Genomic DNA, 26,303 nt, shown 5'->3' with positions numbered 1-26,303 from the left:
ACCGCGCTGCTCGCCACCGCGCGCCCCGCTCGCGCCGCCGCGCCCGAAACCGGCGCGCTGCTGCCCGGCGGCGCCACGCACCTCGCCGACTTCACGCGCCGCCTCGCGGCCGCGCCGCGGCGGCGCGACTTCAAGACGGTGCCGATGATCCTCGAACGCCCCGACCAGTGGGATCATGCGGCGCTCGCCGAACTGGCCGGCTACCGCGGCGGCCCGAAGCAGGTGTGGGACAACACCGAGCTCGGCGGCCCGTGGCTGAACCTGATGCGCAATTCGCTGAACGCGCAGATCTGGTCGTATCGCCATCCGGATTTCCTCGTCGTATCGGCCACGCACGGCAGCGCGCATCTCGCACTGTTCGACCAGGCCGCGTGGGACAAATACGGCCTCGCGAAATTCGCCGGCGCCGCCTTTCCGGCCAACACGCTGCTCGACGCGAAACCCGCGCAATCGAAGGGCGCGCAAGACCACGAGTCGCCCGACGGCGCATTCTCGTCGCACGACAACAGCATCGCCGCGCTGCAGCAGCGCGGCGTCGTGTTCCTGTCGTGCCACAACGCGATCTGGGAACTCGCGGAGCGGCTCGACGGCGCGAACGCGAATCCCGACAAGCTGCCGCTCGACGCGCTCGCGGCCGACCTGACCAACCATGTGATCCCGTCGGCAATCGTCACGCCGGGCGCGGTCGGCACGCTGCCCGAACTGCAGCAGGCCGGCTTCACGTACGCAAAATGAGCACCGCGATGACATCGATCCCCCTGCAACCGCCGTCACCGTTGCCGCGCCGTCGGCGCACGCTGCGCGCCGTGCTGGCCGCCTGGCTCTGCTGCGCATCGGCGCTGTCGCTCGCCGCGCCGGCCGGCCCCGCCGCGAACGTCTTCCCGCCCTGGCAGGACGGCCGCAACAACGACGCGACGCATCGCGGCCTCGAATTCACGGTGCCGCAGGTCGACGTGCTCGCCGATTTCCACGGCGACCTCACCGCGCCGAAGCTCGTGCTGTTCGTCGGCGGCAACTATTTCTTCGCGATGGCGCCGCTCGTCGCGAAGTTCGAGGAAGACCATCCCGAGTACCGCGGCCGCATCTACTGGGAGACGATCCCGCCCGGCCTGCTCGTGAAGCAGATCCATGCGGGCGGCACGATCACCGTCGGCAACATGACGTGGACGGTCAAGCCCGACGCGTATTTCGCGGGGCTCGGCAAGATCGACGGCTTGATCGCGGACGGCACGCTCGCCGGCCCGGCCGTGCCCTACGTGACGAACCAGCTGACGATCATGGTGCGCGCCGGCAATCCGAAGCGCATCGCGTCGCTGAACGACCTCGCGCGGCCCGACGTGCAGCTTGCGATGCCCAATCCGGCATTCGAGGGCGTCGCGCGGCAGATCCGCGCGTCGCTCGTGAAGGCCGGCGGCGACGCGCTCGCGCGTACCGTCTACGACGACAAGGTGCACGCCGGCACGACCGAGCTCACGCACATCCACCATCGGGAAACCGCGCTGTTCCTGATGCAGGGGCGCGCGGACGCGGGCGTGCTGTGGCAATCCGAGGCGGCGTTCCAGGAACAGGTCGGGCATCCGCTGATGCACATCGACATTCCGGCCGAGCAGAATACGACTGCGATCTATGCGGGCGCGATGGTGAAGGACGCGCCGCATCCGGAAGCCGCGCGCGCATGGCTCGCGTTCATCCGGTCGCCGGAAGCGTTCGAGATCTTCCAGCGCTACGGCTTCGGCCGATACGATGCGGCGACACCGCCGCAGCACCTCGCGCCGGCGCAGCAGGAGAAGCAGCCCGATGCGGGCTGACCGCGCGGCCGCGCCGGCTGCCCGGCGGCGCGCTCGCGGCCTACAACAAGGAGGGGACACGTGAACGATACGGTGCACACACCGCGACGCCGGTTCGCGCCGCTGCTGCTCGCCGCGGCGACGCTGCTGGGCGGCCACGCGCGCGCGGACGACGCGACGCTCGGCAAGACGCTCGCGACACAGGGTTCGACGACGGGCGCCGCCGCCTGCATCGGCTGCCACGGCAGCCAGGGCGAAGGCAACGCGGCGGCCGGCTTCCCGCGCCTCGCGGGCACGAGCGCCGCGTATCTGTCCGCGCAGCTTGCCGCGTTCGCGGACGGCAGCCGCCAGAATCCCGTCATGCAGCCGCTCTCGAAACTGCTGACGCCGCACGAGCGCGATGCGGTATCCGCGTACTTCGCGAGCCTGCCCGCGCCGGCCGGCATCGTCGCCGCCGACGACACGTCGATCGATCCGGCGAACACCGGCGCGTGGCTCGCGACGCGCGGACGCTGGTCGCAAGGACTGCCCGCATGCGCCCAGTGTCACGGCCCCGGCGGCCTCGGCGTGGGCAGCGCGTTTCCGCCGCTCGCGGGCCAGCCCGCCGCCTATATCGCCGGCCAGTTGAACGGCTGGAAACACGGCACGCGCCCGCCGGGGCCGATGGCGCTGATGCCGGCGATCGCCGGCAAGCTGTCCGACGCCGACATCGACGCGGTGGCCGCCTACTACGCACGCGGCGGCGCCGCGCAGGGAGACAAGCGATGATCGACCGCACGACGCTGATCCGCCGCACCCGCGCGGCACTGCTCGGCGCGGCCTGGATGCCCGCGCTCGCGTTCGCGGCCGCACCGCAGGATGCACCACCGGCCAACGCTTCCGCATCCGCGCCTTCCGCCGTTGCGGCGGCCGCCAGGCCGTTCGCGCCGCCCGCCGAATCCGCGATCCCCGCCGACGAGTTCGGCAAGACCGTGAAGCTCGGCGAGCAGATCTTTTTGCACACGCCCGAGTTCGCGGGCAAGTACGTCGGCAACAAGCTGACCTGCGCGAGCTGCCACCTCGACGCGGGCCGGCGGCCCGACTCGAGCCCGATGTGGGCCGCGTACCTGCTGTATCCGGCGTACCGCAGCAAGAACGGCCACGTGAACACGTTCGCCGAGCGCCTGCAGGGATGCTTCCGCTACAGCATGAACGGCAAGGCGCCGCCGGCCGGCGACCCGATTCTCGTCGCGCTGGAAACCTATTCGTACTGGCTCGCGAAGGGCGCGCCGGTCGGCACGAAGCTGCCGGGGCAGGGTTTCCTGAAACTGCCGCCGCCCGCGCAGAAGGCCGACTATGCGCGCGGCGCCGCCGTCTACACGCAGCACTGCGCGCTGTGCCACGGTGCGGACGGCCAGGGGCAGTCGAGCGGCGGCAAGGCGGTCTTCCCGGCGCTGTGGGGCGCGCGTTCGTTCAACTGGGGCGCGGGGATGGGCGACATCCGCAATGCGGCCGGCTTCATCAAGGCCAACATGCCGCTCGGGCTCGGCGGCACGCTGACCGATCAGGAAGCGTGGGACGTCGCGACCTTCATGGACAGCCACGAACGTCCGCAGGACCCGCGCTTCACCGGCTCGGTGCACGACACGCGCGCGAAATTCCACGATTCGCCCGATTCGATGTACGGGCTCAGCGTGAACGGCCGCGTGCTCGGCGCGCCGTGACGCGGGCGCCGGGCAGGCCGGGCAGGCCGCGCGGCCTGCCCGGCCCGCGCGTTCACGGACGCCAGCGATACACGATCATGCTGGTGCCGTTGTAGTTGTCCTTCGTGATCACGTATTCGCCGGTCGAGCGCAGGTACGCGCGGATCCCGTACATCGAGTCGACGTCGTTGCCGACATCCATCGCCGACGTATTCGAGTTCGTCAGCGTCGTGACGAGGGCGCCCGTGTTGAGATCGAACACGTCGACGTTCGGCACGGTGTGCACGTAGCCGACGAACAGGTAGTGGCCGGCCGCCGCGATCGATTTGGGGTTCGCGCTCGTCAGGTTGATCACCGGGTTCGGCGCGCTCGTGTTGCCGTTCTTCCAGCCGTGATAGACCTCGATATGCCCGTTCATCGCGGTCCAGTCCCAGTTGCCCGCGAGGCCCTGCGCGAGGATCATCGTGTCGCTGTCCGCCTGGTAGATGATGCGCGTGACGGGCGCCACGGTGCCCGGCACGGCCGTCGTCGTCGGCTTGCCCCACGACGGCTTGCCGGTCGCGTCGAAGCCCGTCATCGGGTAGCGGGTAATCACGTTGGAGCCGTTCAACCCGGCCCACACGTCGCCGTTGCCGTCGATGTCGAAACCGGCCGTGACCTGCAGCGTCGTGTTGAACGGCTTGCCCGGCAGCGAGCCGGCCGGATTCGCGATATAGCCGGTCGCCGGCGTGAAGTAGTAGAAGTTGAAGTTGCCGGGGTTCTGGCCCGATGCGACGAGGATCCGGTTGCCGCCGACCGTCACGAGCTGGCCGAAGTGCTGGCCGCGCTGGTAGTCGTTCATGTCGAGGCGCGGATCCTTCGGATAGCTGAACGGATCGACCGTGTTCGCGACGAACGTGCCGCCCGCCGAGCCCGTGTACACGTTGTTGCCGCTATAGAAGAACGCGCCGTCGGTCGCCGGGTCGGGCGCGGCGATCGCCTCGAAGTTCAGCGCCTGCAGCTTCCATTGCAGCGTGCCCGTCGGGCCGTATGAATGCAGGTCGGTGCTGCCGTTGCGCCCGAGATCCCAGCCCCCGCCCCACGCATTGTTGAGCACGTACAGGTTGCCGCCGGCATCCTTGCCGATGCCGACCACGCGCGTGAAGCGCTTGTCGCCGACCTGCCCCTTGATGCCCGATGTCGTGTCGAGATAACCGCCCTGCACGCCGAACGTGCCGACCTGCTGCGGCAGCCCGGCGAGGCTGTAGAGCTTGATGTTCATGTCCGGGCCCTGGTCGCCCACCAGCAACTGCCCCGTCGACGCGTCGAAATACAGCGCCGACGGCCGTGCGCCGGCCGCCATCTGGATCGTGTTCATCAGCGTGCCGGTCGCGCTGTACTGCACGACCACGCCCGCGCTCATGCGCGCCACCCAAAGGTTGCCCGCCGCATCGAGCGCCAGCGCACCGGGCCCGGTCACGCCGATGTCGCGCTGCCAGACGCCGTCGGTCGTATAGACGCGCACGCGGTTGCCGTAGAAATCGCTCGCATAGAGCAGGTTGCCGGCCGTCGCGAGGCCGGTGATCACGTCCGGATTCGGCAGGCCCGTCCACGTGCTGACCGGGATGCGCAGGTCGCGCTGGTTCGTGCCGCGGTTGTAGCGGCCCACCGAGCCGCTGCCGAAGTTGCGGTTGTAGCCGAGCGCGACGAAGATCGACGTCGCGTTGCCGGTGATCGCGCCGCCCTGGAATTCGTCGTGGATGCCGATCGTGCCCATCGGCTGGCCGTTCTGGTAGAGCGCGACACCGCCCGCGTTCTCGTCCCAGCGCGACGCCGTGTAGATCACGCCCTCGGGGGCGACCCACATCGAGCGCGCGGCATTGCCCACGTGCTGGGCCAGCGTGCCGTACGTGTTCGCGAGCCAGTCGGTCGAGTACGACACCTGCGCGTGACTCGCCGGCGCCAGCATCGCCATGCACATTCCCAGCAATGCCGCCCGAATTTGTTTCATTGACATGAATAATGCTCCCGAACGTTCAATTGTCGACACTGTAAATCGCGGCGCATGAAATATTGGTGATTCCGGCTAAAGCGCATTCGCCTTCCTCCCGAATTATTCACGCCATTCTTTTTGCCGTCCGGCGCTTTTCCGTCAACGATGGTCAAACCCGCCCACCGCGCCGCAACGGCTTGCCGGCCGCACGGCTTCGGCGCTTTTCCCCGGCATTTTCTTCCGGATTGCCCAATGCAAATACGTCATTTTTTCTGAAATTCACGCATTGCCTTTTTCATTCCCCGGAAATGGGCTCGATGATTACAAATCGAAATTGAAATGAAAGGGAAAAAATATTATCCGGCTCGATCGCGTCGGCGCGATTCAGCGCGGCGGCATGCGGCGGGAGGAAGGAAGAAAGGAGAAAGCGGGATACGGCGGAGAGAACCGCGCGCCGGCATGCCGGCACGCGCCACGATCGTTCAGTTCGCGTCGTCGAGCGTCGGGCCGTCCCAGCCGTCGAGGAATTTCGGCAGCGCGTCCACGACGTCGATCACGCGGTGCCGGTAGAACAGGTGCATCGTCGGCTGCAGGTCGCCGGGCAATTGCCCGCCGTGCGCACGCGCGGCCAGGCTGTTCGGTACGACGCGCATGCCGAGCCGGTTGGTGCCGCACACGATCTCGCCGCAGGACGCGCAATACGTGCGCGACATCGACTTCGCCGGATGCGGGAACGTCGCATGGCCGCCCTCGACGGCCACCTGCTCCGGCGGCCACGCGGTCGCGGACAGCACCGGCGTGCCGTAGAAATCGCGGCAGGTCGCGCAATGGCAGTTCGCGCGCGCCGCCGGCTCACCGCGCAACGTCACGGTGACGGTTCCGCACAGGCAACTCGCGGAATACGTTCGGGTCATGTCGTCTCCTCGAAGAACGGAGGCGACAGTATAGGGGCATGCCTGCAACGTCGCCCGCATCGGCTGCGCGCAACGTTGCGGGCGCAACGATCGCTGCGCGTCAGAACTTCTGGCGCAGGCCGAGGCTGACGATGGCCTGCGACCGCGAATCGGACGAGTGGCCGTTCGCCTTGTCGGACACCGACGCGGTCGCGGCCACCGGCCGGCCGAGCGCGTCGAGCGTCATGCCCGATGCGTGCTGGTACGCGCCGAGCAGGTACACGCTGGTGCGCTTCGACAGGTCGTAGGTGGCGCCGAGCGTGACGTTGTGATACTGCGCGCGGTCGTCCACGCCATCGACATCGCTGCCGCGCGTGTAGCTGTAGCCCGCGAACAGTTGCGTCTGCGGGCGCACGTTCCAGCGCGTGAACACGCCCGCGACGTTGAACGTCGCGTGGCCCGTGAACCGCGACTGGTCGCCGCTGCGGTACTGCACGTTGCTGTAGTTCACCCCGACGACGGCCGGCCCGAAATCGTAGGTCGCGCCGGTCGCGATGATCTGCTGCGACTGCGCGCTCGCATAACCTTCGTTGATCGACGAGTTGAACAGCCCGTCGTCGGTGCTCTGCCACTTGCCGGCCGTCGGGTCGGTCGCGCCCGTCTTGCTGTTGTCCGAACGCTCGTAGCCGACGCCGACGCGCAGCGGGCCCGCCGCGTAGGCCGCGCCGACGCTCCACGTGTTGCGCTGCTTCATGCTGCCCGGCTGGCTGCCGAAACCGTACAGCGCGCCGAACGTGAAGCCCGAGTAGTTGGCGCTCGTGTACTTGATCGAGCTGTCGACGCGCGCCGTCTGGTCGAGGTCGTCGATATCGCCCGGGTGTGCGCCGAAGCCGCCGATGAACGACGACGGGCCGACCGGGCTCACGAAGTCATCGAGCGACGTGTACTGGCGGCCGAGCGTGACCGTGCCGTAGCGGTCGCTGCCGAGGCCGACGAACGCCTGGCGGCCGAACTGGCGGCCACCCTGGCCCGACGTGCCGTTCGTGATGTCGAAGCCGTTCTCGAGGACGAACAGCGCGCGCATCCCGCCGCCCAGATCCTCGGAACCCTTGATGCCCCAGCGGCTGCCGGACAGGTTGCCGGTCGTGAGCCCGACGTTCGAATGGCCGGTGTACGCGCCCGCGGAGCCGACCCGTTCGTTGCTGCGATAGGTCACGCCCGCGTCGACGATGCCGTACAGCGTGACGGAGCTTTGCGCGGCGGCGACGCCCGCGAGCGAGAGCAGCAGCGGGGCCGCGATCAGTTGCTTGTTCATGATTGTCGTGTCTCCGGGCGGTGAACCCGTTGTTCTGGCTGTCAGTTGCGAGTAGCGCGCGGGCGGCGAGATCCGCCGGCGGTGCGAGGCCGGCATCGTCCGCGCGCGACGACGCGGCGGGCATGCCCGCTGCGGCCGCCATGGTAGATGGAACCGGTTTCAATCTGAAGCGGAATAATGAAAAAAGTTTATTGCCAAAATCGAGATAGTCGATCGGGCGGCCGTGTGCGCGGCGCGCCGTCCCTGTACAGCCCGGGCGGGCGCAGCCGATAATCGAGCGCGCCCCTTCCCTCGGGAGTTCCGTCATGCATGAAACGACCCTGCTGGTCTTCGCCGCCGTCGCCTTCGTCGGCATCGCGACACCCGGCCCGACCGTGCTGCTCGCGCTGACCAACGGCTCGCGCTACGGCGTGCGACGCGCGGCCTACGGCTTCGCGGGCGCGATGCTGTCCGATTTCGTGCTGATCGTCGCGGTCGCGCTCGGCCTCGGCGCGCTGCTGATGGCGTCGGCGTTCTGGTTCTCGGTCGTGAAGTGGCTCGGCGCCGCCTACCTCGCGTACGTCGGCATCCGGCTGCTGATGTCGAAGGGTTCGCTCGACGTCGCCGCCGCGCACGGTGAAGCGGTATCCGGGCGCAACGCGTCGATCTTCGCGAAGAGTTTCCTCACGGCGGTGACGAACCCGAAGGGCTACCTGTTCTTCTCCGCGTTCCTGCCGCAGTTCCTCGATCCGTCCGCGCCGCTCGCGCCGCAATACGTCGCGCTCGCGGTCACCTTCGCGCTGCTCGACGGCGCGGTGATGTTCGGCTACGCGCTGCTCGGCGCACGCGCGGTGCGGCTGCTGAAGCGCGCGGGCGCGCTGTGGCTCGAACGCACGTGCGGCGCGATGCTGCTCGCGCTCGCCGGGTCGCTGGCGTTGTACCGGCGTCATGCGGCGTAGGGGCGGACACCGATGAAAAGCGCCGCACCGCCCCGCTCCTGCTTGCCGGGCCTGTCGCTCCGCCAGCTCGAACGCGCCGACCTCGACGCGTGGTACGCGTACCTGTCGAACCCTGACGTCTTCCGCCACACGAGCTGGAACCTGCGCTCGCCCGACGATCTGCTGCCGCTGTTCGACGCCATCGAATCGACCGACCCCGATTCGATCCGGCGTCTCGCCGTGATCGACGACGCATCGGGCGCGCTCGCCGGGACGATCGGCCTGCATACCGTCTCCACCGTGAACCGCTCGGCCGAGATCGCTTACGATCTCGCGCCGTCGCACTGGGGGCGCGGAATCGCGAGCGCGCTGTGCGCGGCCGTCACCGCGTGGGCCTTCGCGGACGGCGGCTTCATGCGCGTGCAGGGCGTGGTGCTGACCAGCAACGCGGGCTCCGCGCGCGTGCTGCAGAAGTGCGGCTACCGCTACGAAGGGCTGTTGCGCGCGTACAGGATGGTGCGCGGCACACCGGGCGATTTCGCGATGTACGCGCGCCTCGCGACCGACTGACGCGACATCTGCAGCTTCACGCCAAACCGCTTGCGGCTTGCGGCATCGCATGCATACATGCATGCGCAAGCCATTGGACGACCCGAGCCGAATTGGCGACAATCGCCGTTCCCTTCCCCGACGATCCACCATGAAAATCGCCGCGCTGTCCGACATCCACGGCAACCTCGCCGCGCTCGACGCGGTGCTCGACGACGTCCGTCGCCGCGGCGCCGACGTGATCGTCAATCTCGGCGACATCCTGTCGGGGGCGCTCCATCCGCCCGAAACGGCCGACTGCCTGATCGCTCTCGACCTGCCGACCATCAAGGGCAATCACGAACGGCAACTGCTCGGCGGCGATCGCGAGTCGATGCGACTGTCGGATCGCTGGGCGCACGACACGCTGCGCGCCGACCATCTCGCATGGATCGCCGCGCTGCCCGAGCGCGCGACGCTCGACGGCGACGTATTGATGGTGCACGGCACGCCCGGCAGCGACGTCGCCTATTTCCTCGAAACCGTCACGCCCGACGGCTGCCGCGCAGCGACGCCCGCGGAAATCGCGCAACGCGCTGGCGACGAACCGGCATCGCTGATCCTGTGCGGCCACACGCACATCCCGCGTACGGCCAGACTCGACGACGGCCGGCTGATCGTCAACCCGGGCAGCGTCGGGCTGCAGGCGTACGCGGACGACCTGCCGCACCCGCACCGCATCGAGACGGGGTCGCCGCATGCGCGCTACGCGATGGTGTCGCGCACGGCGGCCGGCTGGAACGTCGAATTTCATGCGATCGAATACGACTGGCACACGGCGGCCGCCACCGCGGCATCGCGCGGGCGCGACGACTGGACCGTCGCGCTGCGCACCGGCCGGTGCTGACACGCGCTGCCCGCCACCCGCTGTTACTTCATTCACAGGAAAACCGCGCCACCATGCCCGTTCCGTCGCAACTGCTCTTCCTGCCCGGTGCATCGGGCAGCACCGCCTTCTGGCAACCGCTCGCCGGCAGCCTGACGCACCCGGCCGAGCGCCGGATCGTCGGCTATCCGGGTTTCGGCGACACGCCGCGCGATCCGGCCGTCGACGATTTCGACAGCCTCGTGCGTCATGTCCTGGAAACGATCGACCGACCGACCGCCGTGATCGCGCAATCGATGGGCGGCGTGATCGCGATGCGCGCGGCGCTCGACAAGCCCGGCCTGGTCACGCACCTCGTACTGACGGTCACGTCCGGCGGGCTCGACATGGAAGGGCTCGGCGCGCAGGACTGGCGGGCCGGGTTCGCGCAAGCCAACCCGCAACTGCCCGACTGGTTCCTGACGTTCCGTGCCGACCTGTCGCGGGAAATCGGCCGCATCGCGCAGCCGACGCTGCTGCTGTGGGGCGACGACGATCCGCTCAGCCCCGTCGCGGCCGGCCGGCGCCTGCTCGAACGGCTGCCCGACGCGCAGCTGCATGTCGTGCCGGGCGGCCGGCACGATCTCGCGGCCGTGCATGCGGCGACGCTCGCGCCGCTCGTCGACGCGCATCTGCAGCGCGTGTGACGTCGCGCGCTTCGGCGTCGGCGTCGGCGTCGGCGTCGGCGTCGGCGTCGGCGTCGGCTTCGGCTTCGGCTTCGGCTTCGGCTTCGGCTTCGGCTTCGGCGTCAGTTTCCGCTACGGCTTCGGCACGAACCTGAACCCCCGCGGCTCACGCGCCGCCCCGCGTCACCCCGCATTGCGCAGCGTGAGTCGCGCCTCCAGCCCGCCGCCGTCCGCCCGGTTGTTCAGCGTGAGCGTGCCGCCCATCGCAAGCGCGAGTTGCCGCGCGATCGCGAGGCCGAGCCCCGTGCCGCCCGTCTCCCGGTTGCGCGACGTCTCCACGCGCCGGAACGGCTCGAACACCGCGTCGAGCTGATCGTCCGGAATGCCGGGCCCGCGGTCGAGCACGGCGATCACCGCGCCGCCGTCCGGCGCGGCGTGCACGTCGATCTCGGCGGCGCCCGCGAACTTCAGCGCGTTGTCGACGAGGTTGCCGACGATGCGGCGCAGCGCCTTCGGCCGCGTGACGAGCGCGAGCGGCGCGCGGCTGTGCAACGCGACGTCCTGCCCCGCATCCGTGTAATCGCACACGATGCTGTCGAGCAGCGCATCGAGATCGATGCGGCGCGCGGCCTCCTCGGTGCCGTGCAGCGTCCGCGCATACGCCACCCCCTCCTTCACCAGATGCTCCATCTCGAGCAGGTCCTGGCGCAGCTTCGCGCCCTGCGTGTCGTCGTCCATCACGTCGACCCGCAAGCGCATTCGCGTGATCGGCGTCTGCAGGTCGTGCGAGATCGACGCGAGGATCTGCATGCGCTCGGCCATGTACTGCGCGATGCGGTCCTGCATCGCGTTGAACGCCCGGGCGGCGCGCGCGACTTCCGACGGCCCGTCCTCGTTCAGCCGCTCGCCCTTCAGGTCGGGGCCGAGCGCATCGGCGGCCTGCGCGAGCTGCTTGAGCGGCCGCGTCGCGAGCCGCACCGCGAGCCAGCAGCACGCGGCCAGCACCGCGAGCTGCAGCAGGAGCACGACCGGCAGCCAGCCCGACAGCGGCACCGTCGACATCGGATGGATGTCGATCGTGAGCGGCGACCCGTCGGTCAGGCGCAGATGCACCTGCAGATGTTCGCGGTCGCCGGGGATCGCGTTCGCGGTCAGCGGATAGTCGCCGCCGATGCCGTCGGAAATCGACCGCTCGACGCGCGCCGACAGCCGCGCTTCCGGCGGCGTGCCGGTCTCGCCGGGCCCGAGGATGAACGCATAGCTGCGCCGCGCGAGGCGCGGCAGCCAGGCGGCCCGCTCGGCCGGCGGCAGGTGGTCGAGCAGCGCGACCGAGCTGGCGACCTCGCGCTCGATGTAGCCCATCATCAGGTTGGTGGTCGCCTGGTCGCGCTCGGTCACCGTGAGCCAGAACGACAGCGTCTGCGCGAGCGCGAGGCCCACGCACAGGATCAGCGCGAGCCGCGCGAACAGCGAGCGCGGCCAATGCCACAACGTCAACGTGCGCGCGCTCATGGCGTACCGTCGACGGCGGTCACGGCCGACGAGAACACATAGCCCTCGTTGCGCAGCGTCTTGATGTAGCGCGGCTCGCGCGCGCCGTCGCGCAGGCGCTGGCGCAGCCGGCTCACGAGCAGGTCGATCGACCGGTCGAACGGATCGGACTGCCGCCCCTGCGTGAGATTGAGCAACTGGTCGCGCGTCAGCACGCGCTGCGGGTTGTCGAGGAACACGCGCAAGAGCCGGTATTCGGCGCCGCTCAGCGCGACCAGCGTGCCGTCGGTATCGAGCAGGTGACGTCCGGTCGTGTCGAGACGCCATTCGCCGAACGCGAGCATCGCGGCCGTTTCCGTCACCTGCATGCCGGGCGGCAGCATGCGCGCGCGCCGCAGCACCGAGCGGATTCGCGCGAGCAGTTCGCGCACCGCGAACGGCTTGGCGAGGTAGTCGTCGGCACCCATCTCGAGGCCGATGATGCGGTCGGTTTCCTCGCCGCGCGCGGTCAGCATCAGCACGGGCACCGTCCGGAACTTGCCCGCGCGCAGGTCGCGGCACAGCGTGAGGCCGTCCTCGCCCGGCATCATCAGGTCGAGCACGATCAGGTCGGGCGCGCCGTCGTCCAGCACGTTGCGCATCTCGCGGCCGTTGGCGGCCAGCGATACGCGCATGCCGTTCTTCTCCAGATAATCCGCGATCAGTTCGCGGATCGCGCGATCGTCGTCGACGATCAGCACGTGGTCGATCTTGTCCATGGGTCGTTTCGGTATCGATGATTCGATGAGTCGAGGCAGGCGATGTCCGCTTTTATACAGCACGGCGGGCACGCGTTTGTATCCCAATGTATCGCGCCGCCGCGACGACACACAACATTGCACACGCGCGGCTTGCCGGACACATCGCAGATACGTCGGCGCCGCCTAATGGGGCCTGTCGAAACCCGTCCGGCCGCCGCCTCCGAGCGGCGGCCTCCCGCTCAGGAGAACCCCATGCTGCCCCGACTCAAGCCCGCCGCCCTCGTCATCGCCCTCGCCGCCACGGCCGGGCTCGCCGCGTTCGCCGGCACCCGCGACGAGGCGAGCATGCCGGCCTCGCAGGCCGGGACGGCGGCACCCGATTTCACGGGCATCGACCGCTGGCACAACAGCGCGCCGCTGACGCTCGGCCAGTTGCGCGGCAAGGTCGTGCTCGTCGATTTCTGGACGTACTCGTGCATCAACTGCATTCATACGATTCCGTACGTGAAGGAGTGGGACCGCAAGTATCGCGACCAGGGGCTCGTGGTGGTCGGCGTGCATACGCCCGAGTATCCGTTCGAGCGCGACGCGGGCAACGTCGCCGATGCGATCAGGCGCTTCGGCATCCGCTATCCGGTCGCGCAGGACAACCGCTACGACACGTGGCGCGCGTACGGCAACCAGTACTGGCCCGCGCTCTACCTGATCGACGCGAGCGGAAAGGTCGTCTATACGCGCTATGGCGAAGGCGCGTACGACAAGACCGAGGCCGCGATTCGCGACGCGCTCGCGCAGGCGGGAGAAGGCACGAAGGGCGCGACGCGCACGCAATGACGGGCACCGGTGCGCGGGCGTGGCACTCGCCCGAGCGCGCCGCCGGGGTCACGGCGTGCACGCCGCTTGCGCGTCACGCGCGTCACTCGCGTTTCGCGTCGGCCGCCGCGAGCATCGCCTCCCCGATCGCGAGGTTGCCCTCCGCGACCAGCGCTTCGCCCGCGCCGCGGATATCGGCTTCGTCCTTGTTCTGCCCGAGCTTGCGATTGCCGACGAGCCGCGTGATCTCGATCTGCAGCCCGACGATCGACTCCAGCATCCTGTCGATGTAGTCCTTCGGCGCGTCGCCCATCTTCCACGGCACCGGCTGCGACGCCTCGTGCGTGCGCGTCAGCCGCGCGACCACGCCGCGCACGAACTTCTCGTCGTCGCGCACCGTGATGCGGCCGTGCGCGTGCACGACCACGTAGTTCCAGGTCGGCACCTGCCGGTGCGCCACGTGCTTGCTCGGATACCAGGTCGGCGAGATGTAGGCGTCGCCCGCACGGAAGATCGCGAGCACCTCGTCGCCGTTCGCGACGTCCTGCCAGACCGGATTCGCGCGCGAGACGTGCGCGTGCAGTTCGCCGAGCCCGCCGTCGTCGGGCAGCAGTTCGAACGGAATGTGGTTCGCGTCGAGCCCGTTCCTGCCGTGCGTGATCAGGCTGCCGAACGGATGCTGCACGATCAGCTCGCGCATCGCGTCGGGGTCGGGCTCGTTGAATTCGTCGGGGACGTACATGTCGGCTCCACGGTCATGCGGGGTTGGAAAGGGCGCGGGCGCGAGCCCGTCACCCGCCGATTGTGACTTCAAACTGGTTTATGCTGTAGAGCCGGTTTGGAACAATTTAAGCAGACCAGAATCATGGCAAGAACGACCCGGATCGTCGAAATCCCGTCGCTCGGCGCGCTCGACCGTGCGGCCGGCGACCTGAGCCGCCAGCTCGCGCAGGCGCTGCGCGAAGCCGTGCGTCGCGGCGACGTCCGGCCGGGCGATGCGCTCCCGTCCACGCGGCTGCTCGCCACGTCGCTACAGGTTGCCCGCGGCACCGTCGTCGATGCGTATGCGCAGCTCATCGCCGAAGGCTTTCTCGAATCGCGCGGCGGCGCGGGCACGCGGGTCGCGAACGCGCTCGCGGAACCGCCGCCCGGCCCCGAACCCGCGCCGCCCGCGCCACGACGGCGCGCGGCCCACGCCGGGCTGCCCGAGCCGGCCGCCGCCTTCGCGCGAATCGCCCGCGAATTCCGCCCGCTGCCGGCGATGCCGTTCGCGATCTCGGTACCGATCGGCCTCACCGCACCCGACGACATCTGGCGCCGGCTCGGCAACCGCCTGCGCGCGCGCGGCGCCGGTGCGCCGTCCGGCTATGCCGATCCGCAAGGCGCGCTGCCGCTGCGCGAAGCGATCGCCGACTACGTGCGCCGTTCGCGCTCGGTGCGCTGCGAGGCCGGCCAGGTCGTGATCACGAGCGGCACGCAGCAGGGGCTGCACCTCGCGAGCCAGTTGCTGCTCGGCGCGGGCGACCGCGCCTGGGTCGAGAACCCGGCCTATCGCGGCATCACCGCGCTGCTCGAGAGCACCGGGCGACACGACGCGATGGTGCGCGTGCCGGTCGACGCCGACGGCCTCGACGTCGACGCCGGCATCCGCCTCGCACCCGATGCGCGCGCCGCGTTCGTCACGCCGTCGCACCAGTATCCGCTCGGCATGCCGCTCAGCATGGCGCGGCGCAATGCGCTGCTCGCGTGGGCGCGTGCACGGCACGCATGGGTGGTCGAGGACGACTACGACAGCGAGCTGCGCTACGAAGGTTATCCGTTCCCGTCGCTGCAGGGTCTCGACCCCGATCGCGTGATCTACCTCGGCACGTTCAGCAAGATCCTGTTTCCGTCGTTGCGGCTCGGCTACGTGATCGCCCCCCACGATCTCGTGCCCGCGTTCTGCGGCGCGCGCGCACTGATGGATCGCCATGTGCCGACCGCCGACCAGCACGTGCTGGCCGCGTTCATCGCGGAAGGCCATCTCGACCGCCACATCCGCCGCGTGCGCGGTGTGTATGCGGAGCAGCGCGCGCTGCTGATCGACACGCTCGGCGCGCGGCTGCCGCGCGAACGCGCGTGGGTGCAGCCGGGCGATCAGGGGATGCACGTCGTGCTGTGGCTCGCAAGCGGCATCGACGATCTCGACGTGGTCGAGCGCGCCGCGCAAGCCGGCGTCGCGGTGCGCGCGGTGTCGCCGATGTTCGCGCCGGGCACGGCCCGCCCGGGGCTCGTGCTGGGCTTCGGCGGGTTCGGCCGCGCGCAGATGGAAGCGGCCGCGCAACGGCTCGCGGACGTCGTATCGTCAGCGGAATCGCGGCGGCGGGTGCCGCAAAAGGTTGTCGATGGGCAACAAACGTAATCGTCTGTAAATCCTGCAAGCAAACGGCCGTTTCAGCGGGCGTCGCACGTGGGTCGTTTGCTAGGATCGCGCCTCCTCCATCCGCGCTCCTGCCGCCTTGAACCGCTTCGTGCCGCTTCTTCGAGACGCGTGGCTCCGCTGCCGCGCCCGCGTCGCACCGCTGGCCGCCGCCAGCCGCGCGCGCATCCGTGCGCTGTGCGCCGGCGCATGGCATCGCCTGCGTCATCCGACGCGCCGCGGCGTCGCGCTGACGCTCGCCGCGATACCGATGGCCGGGCTGCTGGTGCTGCTCGCGTTCGTGCCGTTCACGCCGAGCATCGGCGACATCCGCAAGGCCCGCATCGACCGCCCCGCGCGCGTGCTGTCGGCCGACGGCCAGGTCATCGCCGAATTCCGGCCCGTCAACCGCGAATGGGTGCCGCTCAAGCAGATCTCGCCGCACATGGTCGACGCGCTGATCGCGACCGAGGATCACCGCTTCTACGCGCATCACGGCATCGACTGGCGCCGCACGCTCGCGGCCGGGCTGCATACGTTCTCGGGCAGCCGCCAGGGCGGCTCGACGATCACGCAGCAACTCGCGCGCAACCTGTACCCGGACGAAGTCGGCCGCGCACCGACGCTCACGCGCAAGGTGAAGGAGCTGATCACCGCGTTCAAGATCGAGACGGTGTACAGCAAGGACGAGATTCTCGAGACCTACCTGAACACCGTGCCGTTCCTGTACAACGCGTACGGCGTCGAGATGGCCGCGCGTACCTACTTCGGCAAATCGGCCGACCAGCTCGACATCGTCGAAAGCGCGACGCTCGTCGGGATGCTGAAGGGCAACAGCTACTACAACCCGGTGCTGAATCCGGAACGCGCGGTCCAGCGCCGCAACATCGTGCTCGCGCGGATGGCGGCGATGGGCATGCTGTCGCCGCGGCAGCTCGCGCAATTGCAGCGCCGGCCGCTGCGCGTCGACTTCGAGCCGCAGACCGCTCAGCCGGGCCCGGCTCCGCACTTCGCGATGCAGCTGCGCAAGTGGCTGATCGCCTGGGCCGACCGCAACAACTACGACCTCTACTCGGACGGCCTCGTCGTGCGCACGACGCTCGATGCGCAACTGCAGGACATGGCGACGCAAGCGCTGACGCAGCAAACCGATCGCCTGCAGGCAGTCGCGGACAGCGCATGGCGCGGCCCGTCCGGCTGCGGGCTGCGCAACGACCTGTTCCGCGGCTTCATCCGGCAGACGCCCGACTATCGCGACGCGCGCGCCGCAGGGCTCGCCGATGTCGCCGCGCTGAAGCAGCTCGGCGCGAATCGCGCGTTCATGCATGCGTTGTGCGAACGCAAGACGCAGGTGCAGGCCGGCTTCGTCGCGATCGACCCGCGCAACGGCGCGATTCGCGCATGGGTCGGCAGCCCCGACTTCGGCAGCGAGCCGTTCGATCACGTGGTGCAGGCGCGGCGCCAGCCGGGTTCGACGTTCAAGCCATTCGTCTATGGCGCCGCGTTCGCGGACGGCATGCGGCCGGGCGACACGTTCGTCGATCGCCCCGTTGCGATCCCGATCGGCACGCACGCGGTGTGGCGTCCGACCGATGCCGAGCCGCCGACCGACGCGCCGATGACGCTGCGCGACGCGCTCGCGCTGTCGCGCAACCGCATCACCGCGCAGGTGATGCAGCGCGAAGGCGCGGCCAGGGTCGCGCAGCTCGCGCGCGCGATGGGCGTGCGCGAAAGCCCGCTCGACGCGGTGCCGTCGCTCGCGCTCGGCACGAGCCCCGTCACGCTGAAGGAAATGGTGTCCGCCTACGGGACGATCGCGAATCGGGGCGTATACGTCGCGCCGCAGATGATCACGCGCATCGAGGATCGCGACGGCAAGGTGCTCGCCGCATTCAACAGCGCACCGCCCGAACGCGCGTTGCCGGTGGCCGCCGCGCAGACGCTGGTCGACGTGATGCGCGGCGTCGTCGATTACGGAACCGGCGAGGACATCCGTTCGCGCTACGGGATCCGCGTCGACGTCGCGGGCAAGACCGGCACGACGCAGGACAACACGGACGGCTGGTTCATCCTGATGCATCCGCAACTGGTGGCCGGCGCGTGGGTCGGCTTCGACGACGGCAACGTGACGCTGCGCAGCGACTACTGGGGCGCGGGCGCGCACAGCGCGTTGCCGATCGTCGGGGCGTTCTACGATGCGGCATTGCGTACGCGCGCGATCGATCCGCGTGCGCAGTTCTCGCCCGACTTCCGGCCGCGCAGCGCACCGGCGCCGGCGCCGAAGCGGCGTCCGCACCCCGGCCTGTTCGACTGGCTGAGGTTCTTCCGCTGATCGTCGTGCCGCCACGCCACGCCGGCATGCACGACAGCGGCCCCGGCTAGCGCCGCGTCGTCGTCGCGTGCCCGTCCGCGTACAGCCATACCGGCACGCCGTCGTCGCGCAACGCGGCGACCGGTTCGCCCATGCTCCAGTTCTGCGCGACCTCGGCACGACGGACGTACCACGGCATCAACGTCGTATGCCCGGCAGCGGCATCGGGATCGTCGTCGAACAGCGCATCGTCGCCGATCCGCGTGTAACGCGCCGGATGCAGCACGGTGCCGTCCGCGCGAAACACCGTCGCCCGCACGTCGTCACCGCCCTCGTCCTGCACGCAGGCCAGCCAGCCGTGATCCGCACCCCAGAACAGGCCGGCCACGTCGTCGTAGCGCCCCTGCACGACCGTCGCGCCCGTCTCGAGATCGCAGATTGCAACCTTCACCGGCTCGCCCGGCAGCACGCCGATCGCGTACCGCGTGAACAGTTCGCCCGGCACGGCTTCGTCATCGGGCAACCACGGCAGCGCCCCCATGTTGACGAAATCGAACGGCGTCAGCACGTGGCCCTGCCCGTCGACGATCGCGCAACGCCCGTCGTCGCGCCGCACGACATGGCGGATCGCACCAAGCTCGGACAGCATGTCCGTCCGTTCGTCGTCGGCCAGCGTGGCGATTTCCGCGTAAAGCGGCTCGACGACGACCCGGCCTTTCGCATCGACCAGGCCCACATGGCCGTTGCGTCGCGCGAGGAAGGCGCCGCATTCGGACGACCATTCGAGCGCGGCCCACTCGGGCGGCGCGCGCCATTGCCCGTCGCGCCCGATCAGCCCCCACTGCTCGCCTTCGGATACCGCCGCGACGGCGCCGTTCACGAATTCATGTGCATCGTCGAAGCGCGGCGGAATCACCCACGCGCCGTGCGTGTCGACGAAGCCCCAGCGGCCGTCCAGGCTCGCGGACGCAACCCCGCCGGTGAATTCGCCGAAATCGTCGAGCGACGGTTCGAGCACCCACGCGCCGTCCGTGCCCACGAGCCCGAACCGCTCGCCGACGCGCACGCACGCGACGTCGCCGCTGAAATCCCACACCGCGTCGAACGCCGGTTCGCGCACGATCCGCATCTCGTCGCCATCGCCGTCGACGTCGCCATCGGCGAACAGCAGGCCGACCTTCCCGTCGCGCGCGGCCCACAGCAACCGGCGATCGCGCGCGCCGCTCGTCCACAGGTTCGTCCACTCTGGCGGCACGATCACGTGCCACGCGTCGTCGACTTCCCGCCGCACGCCCCACAGGCCGTTGCGCGCGCGAAAGCTGAACGTGCCGTAGCCGAGCCAGTTGCCGTGCACTTCGCCGGCGTCGAACATCTCGGCAAACGCCACGCCGCGCGGCGGCTCCTGTCGCTGGAAATAGTAATGCGACACGCCGCCGAACCCGAAGCCCCACGCCCAGTCGCGCCAGTCGGCGGGCGTATCGATCTCGAGCACGTCGCGCACGCCGCGCACGTCGCGGAAATCCATGCAGTTCGCGACCCGCCACCACAGGCGCGTGCAGTTGTCGCGTTCCTCGCGGATGAATTCATCCGGATCGCCGCCGTCGAGCCATGACAGTTCGTCGAGATTCGCGGACAGCCGCGGTGCGCCGTGCGCATCGCCGAACGCATCGATCGACTCGCCGAGGTGACGCACGAGCGCATCGAACTGGCGCGCGAGCGCCGGATCGTCGCCGGGCAGCGGATACGCGACGACGAACGACGCGAGCCGGCTGAGTCGCGCATGCGCCGCGCGCGCATCGCTGGCGAGGTTCGGCGTGCCGGCGTCGCCGAACACGCGCTGATCCGTTATCGCGTCGCCCGCGCCGCCGTCGGCGAGCAGCACGCGCCACAGCAGCGGAAAGTGATTGTTGGATTCCGCGAACTCGATCGTTCGCGCGTCGTCGCCGTCACCGGCCTGGAGATAAAGCCATGATCGATTGCCCATCGGAAGGGTCGCCCTCGTCGTCGTGTCGTTGTGTCGTTGTGTCGTCGTGTATCGCGGGACGTCGGCTCGCACGCCGTCAGCGTGCCGCGGCCGACGGCGAATCACCGCGGCGCGCGACCCGATACAGCTCGATACCGTCGACCTGGAAGCCCTGCACCCTGCGCAGCAGAACGCCCGTGGTCGAATGCTTCGTGGTGAAGCTGTTGCCCGTGATCGACGTGACCTGATACGGCGAGCCGATCGGCATCTTGATCAGTTCGCCGCCCGGCACCTCGAGCACACAGGCGCCCGGCGGCGCCTTGTCAGGGCCGTCGGTTTCCAGCTCGGCTTCCTGCGTCGGTGCCGTTTCGGCACTCCACTGGCCGGCGTCGCGCCCGCGCAGCACGATCTTGCCGCCCACTTTCTCGACGCGCAGCGTCGCCGGCTTGCCTGCGGCCGGCGCGTAATCGCCGAGCAGCCCGTCGCAGGCACTGCCGGCTCGCGCGGACATCGAGACGAACAACATCAGACAGAAAACAGGAATGCGCACGGCGGCCCTCTCAGGATTCGAATTATTGTCGGAATGCCGGCGCGGGCGCGCACGGCGGCAGCGGCACGACCGGGTGCCGCCGTGCGCCAATATAGCGAACGCGACCGACGTACGCCAGCCCGCAAGGCTGGCAGGTCGCGCACGGCGATGCGAAGCCATGGCGGGATGCGTGCGCGGCATCGCGCCTGAACGATGCACCGCCTTAGTCCACCTGGACGAAGCGGCGCGGCCCCGCACCGCGCACCATCGCCGTCATCGTCCATCGATGCCGGAGGCCGCATGACCGCAAGCGCTGTCGAGATCGCGAACCTGCTGTACCGCTACGCGGCGTTGCTCGACGCGGGCGACCTGCCGGGCATGGCGGCGCTGTTCCGGCACGCGCGGATCAAGGTCGCGGAAGATGCGCCGACGATCGGCGCCGATGAATTGCTCGCGCTGTTCGACGCGCGCGTGAAACGCTACCCGTGCGGCACGCCGCGCACGAAGCATGTGATCACGAATCCGGTCATCGAGATCGACGAAACCGCGCAGCGCGCGACGGCTCGCTCGTACTACACGGTGCTGCAAGCCACCGAAGGCTTTCCGCTGCAGCCGATCGCGGCGGGCCGCTATCACGACGCGTTCGAGCGCGTCGACGGCGCGTTCGAGCGCGTCGACGGCGCGTGGCGTTTCGCGTTTCGCGACTACACGCTGTTCGATCTCGCGGGCGACCTGCGTTTCCACCTGAACGAAGTACCGGCCGGCTGACGCGCCGGCCGGCCGATATGGCAGGCAATGCGCTCAACCGGCCGCGAGCGTCGCGGCCAGCGTATCGAACTCCGGCGCCCACGCCGCACGCCACGCGGCCTTCGTCGCATCGTCGACCCACGCGCCGTCGATCCCGTTCAGCATGAATTGCTTGAGATCGGCGAGCGTAAAGCCGAAATGGCTGAACATCAGCTCCCACGCCTCCGACGGGTTGACCTTGTGCAGCGTCGGATCGTCCGTGTTCGGGTGGATCTTCAGCCCGAGGCCCGGCATCTTGCGCATCGGATGCCGTTCCGCCCATTGCTCCGGCGGCAGCGTGCGCAGGTAGTACGAATTCGTCGGCACGACAGTGAAGACGATCCCGCGTTCCGCGTAGCGCGCGCACAGCTCGGGGTTATCGACGATCGTATAGCCGTGATCGACGCGATCGACCTGCAGCAGGTCGACGGCCGTCTCGACGTTGCGCCACGGCATCCCGAACTCGCCCGCATGCGCGGTCGTGCGGAAGCCGGCCGCGCGCGCATTGCGGTAAGCCTTCCAGAACAGCTCCGGCGGCCGGTCGTTCTCGCGATAGTCGATCCCGAGCCCCGCCACTTCGTCCGCGCGCTGCGCCTTCATCCATTCGACGATCGCCACGGCCTCGTCCGGATCCTGCTCGCGGTCGATGCTCGGGATCAGGCGCGCGCCGATTCCGAAATCGCGCCCGGCGTCGCGGATCGCCGTCACGATCGCGGCCTGCGCGTCCGCATACGCGATCCCCGACACCCGCACCGTGCCCGTCGGATTCCAGAAGCATTCCGCATGCCGCACGTTGTGCGCGGCCGCATCCTCCAGATACTCGTAAGCGATGCGCCGCAGGTCGTCGGGCCGCGTGAGCAGATACTTGTCGAGCGCGCGCAGCACGTGCAGCACGCCGACCGGCTTCTCGCCGCGCGCATAAAACGCGTCGATCTCCGCGCGCTCGATCGGCGCGCCGCTGCGTTCCGCGAGCGCGACGAACGTGTCGTGCCGCACCGCGCCGAGCAGATGGCAATGCAGCTCGACCTTCGGCAGCGCGTGGAAGAAGGCCCGATGGGCCGGCGTGATCTCGATGCCCGTGCGCGCGGCCGGGACGTTACCTGGTGTTGCCTTCATTGCAGTCTCGTTTTGGGTAGTGCCGATACGTCGCGAAAGCCGTCTCTCAGTGCGGCTTCACGACGGTCCAGAAGTAATAGCCGAGCGGCAGCGCGAGCACGACGAGCCCCCACGACACGTCGCGCCGGCGGCCGGCCAGCAGCTTGACGAGCACGTAGCACAGCAGCCCGCCCGCGATGCCGGTGCCGAAGCTGTTCGACATCAGCGTGAGCAGCACCATCGACATCACGGGCAGCGCATCGGTGAAGTCGTCGAAATGCGTATGGCGGATCGTTGCGAACATCGACAGCCCGATCAGGATCAGCGCCGGCGCGGTCGCCTCTTTCGGGATCGCGAGCGCGACCGGCACGAACAGCAGCATCGCGGCGAACAGCACGGCCGCGGCCAGCGACGACAGCCCGCTGCGGCCGCCGGCCTCGACGCCTGCCGCCGATTCGATCAGCGCGGTCAGCGCGGGAATGCCGAACACGGGCCCGATCGTCGCCGCGAGCGAATCGACGAGGAACGGCCGGTTGATGTTCGGCAGGTTGCCCTGTTCGTCGAGCAGGTTCGCCTTCGCGCCGACCGCGAGCGCGGTGCCGAGCGTCGAGAAGAATTCCGCCGCGAAGAACGCGAACAGGTACGGCGCGGCCGCGAGGCTCAATGCGCTGCCGATGTCGAGCTTGAACGCGATCGGCGCGATGCTGTGCGGCAGCGACACGAACGACGCGGGCAGATGCGTGACGCCGAGCGGCACGCCCGCCGCTGCCGCGACGAGGATCGCGATCAGGATCGCGCCGGGCACCTTGCGTGCCTGCAGCACGATCGCGACCGCCAGGCCGATCAGCGCGACGAGCGCACCCGGCCGCGAGAAATCGCCGAGCGCGAACGCGTTGGTCTTCGCGTTCGCGACGACCATCCCCGCATTGCGCAACCCGAGCATCGTCACGAACAGCCCGATCGACGCGCCGAGCCCGAGCTTGATCTGCACCGGTATCAGCTTCATCACGACGCCGCGCGCACCGAGAATCGTCAGCAGGAAGAACAGGATGCCCGACACGCACGCGATGCCGAGGCCCGTCTGCCAGCCCACATGCTCCGTCGTCGCGAGCGTCACGCCGATGATCACCGAGCCGCCGATGCCGGGGCCGACCAGGAACGGCAGGTTCGCGTAGAGCCCCATCAGCGTCGTGAACAGCACGAACACGACGATCGTCGCGGTCGTCGCCGCGCCGCGCTCCATGCCACCCGTCGCGAGCAGCGACGGGATCACGACAAGCAGGTACGCGGCCGCGAGAAACGACGTGACGCCCGCGATCGTCTCGGTGCGCACGCTCGTGCCGCGCGCGGCGAGCGCGAAGCGGCGTTCGAGCCAGTTGGCCGGCGCGCGCGCCGGCATCGTGTCAGTCGCTGACATGGTGGTTCTCCTGTGATTCCGAATATTGTCCTGTGTCGATGCACGCAGCGCGGTCTTATACTGCCGCGTACCGCACCCCGACCGTTATTGCCCGATGTCGTCCGACCGCTCGTCGCTGCTGCCCGCGCTCACGCTGCGGCAGGTTCAGCACTTCGTCGTGCTCGCCCACGCACGCAGCTTCACGCAGGCCGCGCAGGCGCTGTCGCTCACGCAGCCCGCGCTCACCGCGTCGATCCGCCAGATCGAGTTCCTGCTCGGCGGGCGCCTGTTCGCGCGTTCCGCGCACCGGCTCACGCTCACCACCGCGGGCGAAGCCGTGCTGCCGCTCGCCGAACGCCTGCTCAACCAGGCACGCGGCACCTTCGACGACATGACGCGGCTCATCGGCGAACGCATCCAGACCGTGCGTATCGCGTTCATCCCGTCGGTCGCCGGCCGCCTGCTGCCCGCGCTCAACGCACTGCGCGACGCCCACCCGACGCTGCGCTTCACGCTCACCGACCTGCCCAACAGCGCACTCGTCGAAGCCGTGCGCGACAGCGTCGCGGATCTCGGCATCGGCGTACGCGAACCCGACAGCGACGACGGCACGCTGCGCTACCGGCAGCTGTTCGAGGACGAGATCGTGATCGTCGTGCGGCACGACGATCCGCTCGCCCGCGCGAAAAGCGTCACGTGGGCGAAGCTCGTCGATCGCGAGCTCGCGGTGTTCGTGCGCGGCAGCGTCAGCGAATCGCTGCATCGCACCGGCGGCGCCGAGAAGCTGCGCCTGAACGTCACGTACCGGATGGAATACACCGAGCCGCTCTACGCGCTCGCGCGCAACGGCCTCGCGACCGCCGTGCTGCCGAGCCTCTATACGATGCATCTGCACGATCCCGAACTCGTTGCGCTGCGCGTCGACAAGCCGCGCGTCACGCGCGCGATCTCGCTGATCTCGCTCGCCGCCGACGATCGCGGCCCGCACGTGCGTACATGCCGCGAGTGGATTGCGAAGCACATCTGATTACGTTGGCCGAGTGCGGTTCGCCGTTCGCCGCATGAGCGCCCGCGCTCAGGGCAGCTTCGCGATACGCTCGACGAGCGTCGCGTAGAAGCGGTCCGCGTCGACCTCGTTGATCCACGTCGCGTTCGCCGCGCGGCCGCTGCGCCCGTTCCAGTCGACGACGGTCTCGCCGAGCGTCCACTGTCCCGTCGTCTCGACCATCACGTTCACCTTGCGCCCGCCGAACAGCGTCGGATCGACGAGGTAGCCGACCGCGGTCGGGTCGTACATAGGCGCGTCTTCAGCGCCGCGCCGCTTCTTGTTGTACGCGAGTTCGGCTTCCATGATGTCCGCGACGATCGCACCGCAGCGGTTGCCGAGCGCACGGAACGGTGCGACGCGCGCCGGCGTGATCGGCGCCTTCACCGCGACATCGCGCGGCAGCACGACGATCGGCACGCCGCTGCCGAACACGACTTCGGCCGCCTGCGGATCGACGTAGATGTTGAACTCGGCGGCCGGCGTGATGTTGCCGCGCTCGAAGAACGCGCCGCCCATCAGCACGATCTCGCGCAGCGCACCGCGAATCTGCGGCGCCTCGACCAGCGCGGTCGCGACGTTCGTCAGCGGGCCGAGCGCGCACAGCGTCACGCTGTTCGGCGCCGCTCGGCTCAGCGTATCGACGAGGTACGACACCGCGTGGCCTGCCGCGAGCGGCGCGCGCGGCTCGTGCAGTTCGACGCCTTCCAGCCCCGTCTTGCCGTGCACGTTCGCGGCCGTCACGAGCTCGCGCACGAGCGGCCGCGGACAGCCCGCGTAGACCGGCAGCGTCTTCGTGCGGCCGGCCCAGTCGCGGATGATCCGCGCATTGCGTTCGGTCAGGTCGAGCGGCACGTTGCCCGCGACGGCGGTCAGCGCGCGCACGTCGAGGCGGTCCTGCGCGCCCAGCGCGAACAGGATCGCGATGGCGTCGTCCTGCCCCGGGTCGGTATCGATGATCACCGTGCGGCGCGCGGCATCGCCGCCGGCGGCGAACGCGCCCGTCTCGGGCAGCAGCGCGGTGCCGGCCAGCGCGGCGGACAGTTTCAGGAAGGTGCGGCGGGATGCGATCGGATGGGTCATGGTCGGGC

The 26,303-nt window shown here is 69.4% G+C and carries 25 protein-coding genes; 14 read left to right on the top strand and 11 right to left on the bottom strand.

From position 1 onward, the window contains the following. From tetH to L810_RS25510, 4 genes are all read left to right on the top strand, one after another. A partial coding sequence (gene tetH, locus L810_RS48155; RefSeq protein WP_042976143.1) for a thiosulfate dehydrogenase occupies positions 1 to 735 on the top strand: 735 nt, incomplete at its 5' end. Positions 736 to 743: 8 nt separating this feature from the next. Beyond that, positions 744 to 1,808 (top strand): substrate-binding domain-containing protein, encoded by a 1,065-nt coding sequence (locus tag L810_RS25520; protein ID WP_042976147.1) that lies wholly within the window; start codon positions 744 to 746, stop codon positions 1,806 to 1,808. Between the two features lie 60 nt (positions 1,809 to 1,868). Then, complete coding sequence (locus L810_RS25515; protein ID WP_042976141.1) at positions 1,869 to 2,555, top strand: c-type cytochrome; 687 nt, start codon at positions 1,869 to 1,871, stop codon at positions 2,553 to 2,555. After that, a complete protein-coding gene (locus L810_RS25510) occupies positions 2,552 to 3,490 on the top strand; it encodes a c-type cytochrome (RefSeq protein WP_021161189.1) in 939 nt (312 codons plus the stop codon). The genes L810_RS25515 and L810_RS25510 overlap by 4 nt, the downstream gene beginning before the upstream one ends. A gap of 52 nt (positions 3,491 to 3,542) precedes the next feature. Here L810_RS25510 and L810_RS25505 read toward each other — a convergent pair whose 3' ends face one another. Beyond that, on the bottom strand, positions 3,543 to 5,465 hold the full coding sequence (locus L810_RS25505) for an SMP-30/gluconolactonase/LRE family protein (RefSeq protein ID WP_021161188.1): 1,923 nt from the start codon (positions 5,463 to 5,465) through the stop codon (positions 3,543 to 3,545). A 59-nt stretch (positions 5,466 to 5,524) separates the two neighbouring features. On the opposite strand from L810_RS25505, the gene L810_RS47500 reads away from it, so the two are divergent. After that, positions 5,525 to 5,779, top strand: coding sequence for a hypothetical protein (locus tag L810_RS47500; RefSeq protein ID WP_124475770.1), 255 nt, complete (start codon positions 5,525 to 5,527; stop codon positions 5,777 to 5,779). Between the two features lie 144 nt (positions 5,780 to 5,923). On the opposite strand, the gene L810_RS25500 is transcribed toward L810_RS47500, so the two are convergent. Together L810_RS25500 and L810_RS25495 are read right to left on the bottom strand one after the other, a co-directional pair. Continuing rightward, complete coding sequence (locus tag L810_RS25500) at positions 5,924 to 6,355, bottom strand: GFA family protein (protein ID WP_021161185.1); 432 nt, start codon at positions 6,353 to 6,355, stop codon at positions 5,924 to 5,926. Between the two features lie 100 nt (positions 6,356 to 6,455). Next, positions 6,456 to 7,649, bottom strand: coding sequence for a porin (locus L810_RS25495; RefSeq protein ID WP_021161184.1), 1,194 nt, complete (start codon positions 7,647 to 7,649; stop codon positions 6,456 to 6,458). A gap of 305 nt (positions 7,650 to 7,954) precedes the next feature. On the opposite strand from L810_RS25495, the gene L810_RS25490 reads away from it, so the two are divergent. The 4 genes from L810_RS25490 to L810_RS25475 all read left to right on the top strand — a co-directional run bounded on the left by L810_RS25490 (position 7,955) and on the right by L810_RS25475 (position 10,666). Continuing rightward, positions 7,955 to 8,587 (top strand): LysE family translocator, encoded by a 633-nt coding sequence (locus L810_RS25490; protein ID WP_021161182.1) that lies wholly within the window; start codon positions 7,955 to 7,957, stop codon positions 8,585 to 8,587. 12 nt (positions 8,588 to 8,599) lie between these two features. Further along, entirely contained in the window at positions 8,600 to 9,136 is a 537-nt protein-coding gene (locus L810_RS25485) for a GNAT family N-acetyltransferase (RefSeq protein ID WP_021161181.1), read from the top strand. A 130-nt stretch (positions 9,137 to 9,266) separates the two neighbouring features. Next, entirely contained in the window at positions 9,267 to 10,001 is a 735-nt protein-coding gene (locus tag L810_RS25480; protein WP_021161180.1) for a metallophosphoesterase family protein, read from the top strand. 53 nt (positions 10,002 to 10,054) lie between these two features. Further along, positions 10,055 to 10,666: an alpha/beta fold hydrolase gene (locus tag L810_RS25475; RefSeq protein ID WP_021161179.1), complete on the top strand. Its 612-nt coding sequence runs from the start codon at positions 10,055 to 10,057 to the stop codon at positions 10,664 to 10,666. 162 nt (positions 10,667 to 10,828) lie between these two features. Here L810_RS25475 and L810_RS25470 read toward each other — a convergent pair whose 3' ends face one another. Continuing rightward, positions 10,829 to 12,157 carry an ATP-binding protein gene (locus L810_RS25470; RefSeq protein WP_021161178.1) on the bottom strand — a complete coding sequence of 443 codons (1,329 nt, stop codon included), beginning with the start codon at positions 12,155 to 12,157 and terminating at the stop codon, positions 10,829 to 10,831. Then, positions 12,154 to 12,894, bottom strand: coding sequence for a response regulator (locus tag L810_RS25465; RefSeq protein ID WP_021161177.1), 741 nt, complete (start codon positions 12,892 to 12,894; stop codon positions 12,154 to 12,156). Before L810_RS25465 ends, L810_RS25470 begins: the two co-directional genes overlap by 4 nt. Before the next feature lie 234 nt (positions 12,895 to 13,128). On the opposite strand from L810_RS25465, the gene L810_RS25460 reads away from it, so the two are divergent. Beyond that, a complete protein-coding gene (locus L810_RS25460) occupies positions 13,129 to 13,710 on the top strand; it encodes a thioredoxin family protein (protein ID WP_021161176.1) in 582 nt (193 codons plus the stop codon). An 82-nt stretch (positions 13,711 to 13,792) separates the two neighbouring features. On the opposite strand, the gene L810_RS25455 is transcribed toward L810_RS25460, so the two are convergent. After that, positions 13,793 to 14,431 carry an FMN-binding negative transcriptional regulator gene (locus L810_RS25455; protein WP_021161175.1) on the bottom strand — a complete coding sequence of 213 codons (639 nt, stop codon included), beginning with the start codon at positions 14,429 to 14,431 and terminating at the stop codon, positions 13,793 to 13,795. A gap of 123 nt (positions 14,432 to 14,554) precedes the next feature. Between L810_RS25455 and pdxR the strand changes: the two genes are divergently transcribed. After that, positions 14,555 to 16,090, top strand: a complete 1,536-nt coding sequence (gene pdxR / locus L810_RS25450) for a MocR-like pyridoxine biosynthesis transcription factor PdxR (protein ID WP_021161174.1) — start codon at positions 14,555 to 14,557, stop codon at positions 16,088 to 16,090. 97 nt (positions 16,091 to 16,187) lie between these two features. After that, a complete protein-coding gene (locus L810_RS25445; RefSeq protein WP_021161173.1) occupies positions 16,188 to 18,419 on the top strand; it encodes a penicillin-binding protein 1A in 2,232 nt (743 codons plus the stop codon). A 46-nt stretch (positions 18,420 to 18,465) separates the two neighbouring features. Here L810_RS25445 and L810_RS25440 read toward each other — a convergent pair whose 3' ends face one another. Then, positions 18,466 to 20,382, bottom strand: a complete 1,917-nt coding sequence (locus L810_RS25440) for a WG repeat-containing protein (RefSeq protein ID WP_021161172.1) — start codon at positions 20,380 to 20,382, stop codon at positions 18,466 to 18,468. A gap of 76 nt (positions 20,383 to 20,458) precedes the next feature. Beyond that, positions 20,459 to 20,911, bottom strand: coding sequence for a hypothetical protein (locus L810_RS25435; RefSeq protein WP_021161171.1), 453 nt, complete (start codon positions 20,909 to 20,911; stop codon positions 20,459 to 20,461). A gap of 279 nt (positions 20,912 to 21,190) precedes the next feature. On the opposite strand from L810_RS25435, the gene L810_RS25430 reads away from it, so the two are divergent. Further along, complete coding sequence (locus L810_RS25430) at positions 21,191 to 21,658, top strand: nuclear transport factor 2 family protein (protein ID WP_021161170.1); 468 nt, start codon at positions 21,191 to 21,193, stop codon at positions 21,656 to 21,658. A gap of 33 nt (positions 21,659 to 21,691) precedes the next feature. Here the strand turns inward: L810_RS25430 and add are convergent, their stop codons facing one another. Both add and L810_RS25420 read right to left on the bottom strand, forming a co-directional pair. Beyond that, positions 21,692 to 22,792, bottom strand: a complete 1,101-nt coding sequence (gene add / locus L810_RS25425; RefSeq protein ID WP_021161169.1) for an adenosine deaminase — start codon at positions 22,790 to 22,792, stop codon at positions 21,692 to 21,694. A 46-nt stretch (positions 22,793 to 22,838) separates the two neighbouring features. Next, the gene (locus tag L810_RS25420; protein ID WP_021161168.1) at positions 22,839 to 24,188 is read right to left on the bottom strand and encodes an NCS2 family permease; all 1,350 of its coding nucleotides are present in this window, start codon (positions 24,186 to 24,188) and stop codon (positions 22,839 to 22,841) included. Between the two features lie 94 nt (positions 24,189 to 24,282). Between L810_RS25420 and L810_RS25415 the strand changes: the two genes are divergently transcribed. Next, positions 24,283 to 25,194, top strand: coding sequence for a LysR family transcriptional regulator (locus L810_RS25415; protein WP_021161167.1), 912 nt, complete (start codon positions 24,283 to 24,285; stop codon positions 25,192 to 25,194). A 48-nt stretch (positions 25,195 to 25,242) separates the two neighbouring features. On the opposite strand, the gene L810_RS25410 is transcribed toward L810_RS25415, so the two are convergent. Beyond that, positions 25,243 to 26,295: a nucleoside hydrolase gene (locus L810_RS25410; RefSeq protein ID WP_021161166.1), complete on the bottom strand. Its 1,053-nt coding sequence runs from the start codon at positions 26,293 to 26,295 to the stop codon at positions 25,243 to 25,245. Positions 26,296 to 26,303: the final 8 nt, after the last annotated feature.

Source organism: Burkholderia sp. AU4i, from assembly GCF_000466765.1.
In the GTDB taxonomy this organism is placed as follows: Bacteria; Pseudomonadota; Gammaproteobacteria; order Burkholderiales; family Burkholderiaceae; genus Burkholderia; species Burkholderia cepacia.
This window is presented reverse-complemented; position numbering and strand designations above follow the sequence as displayed.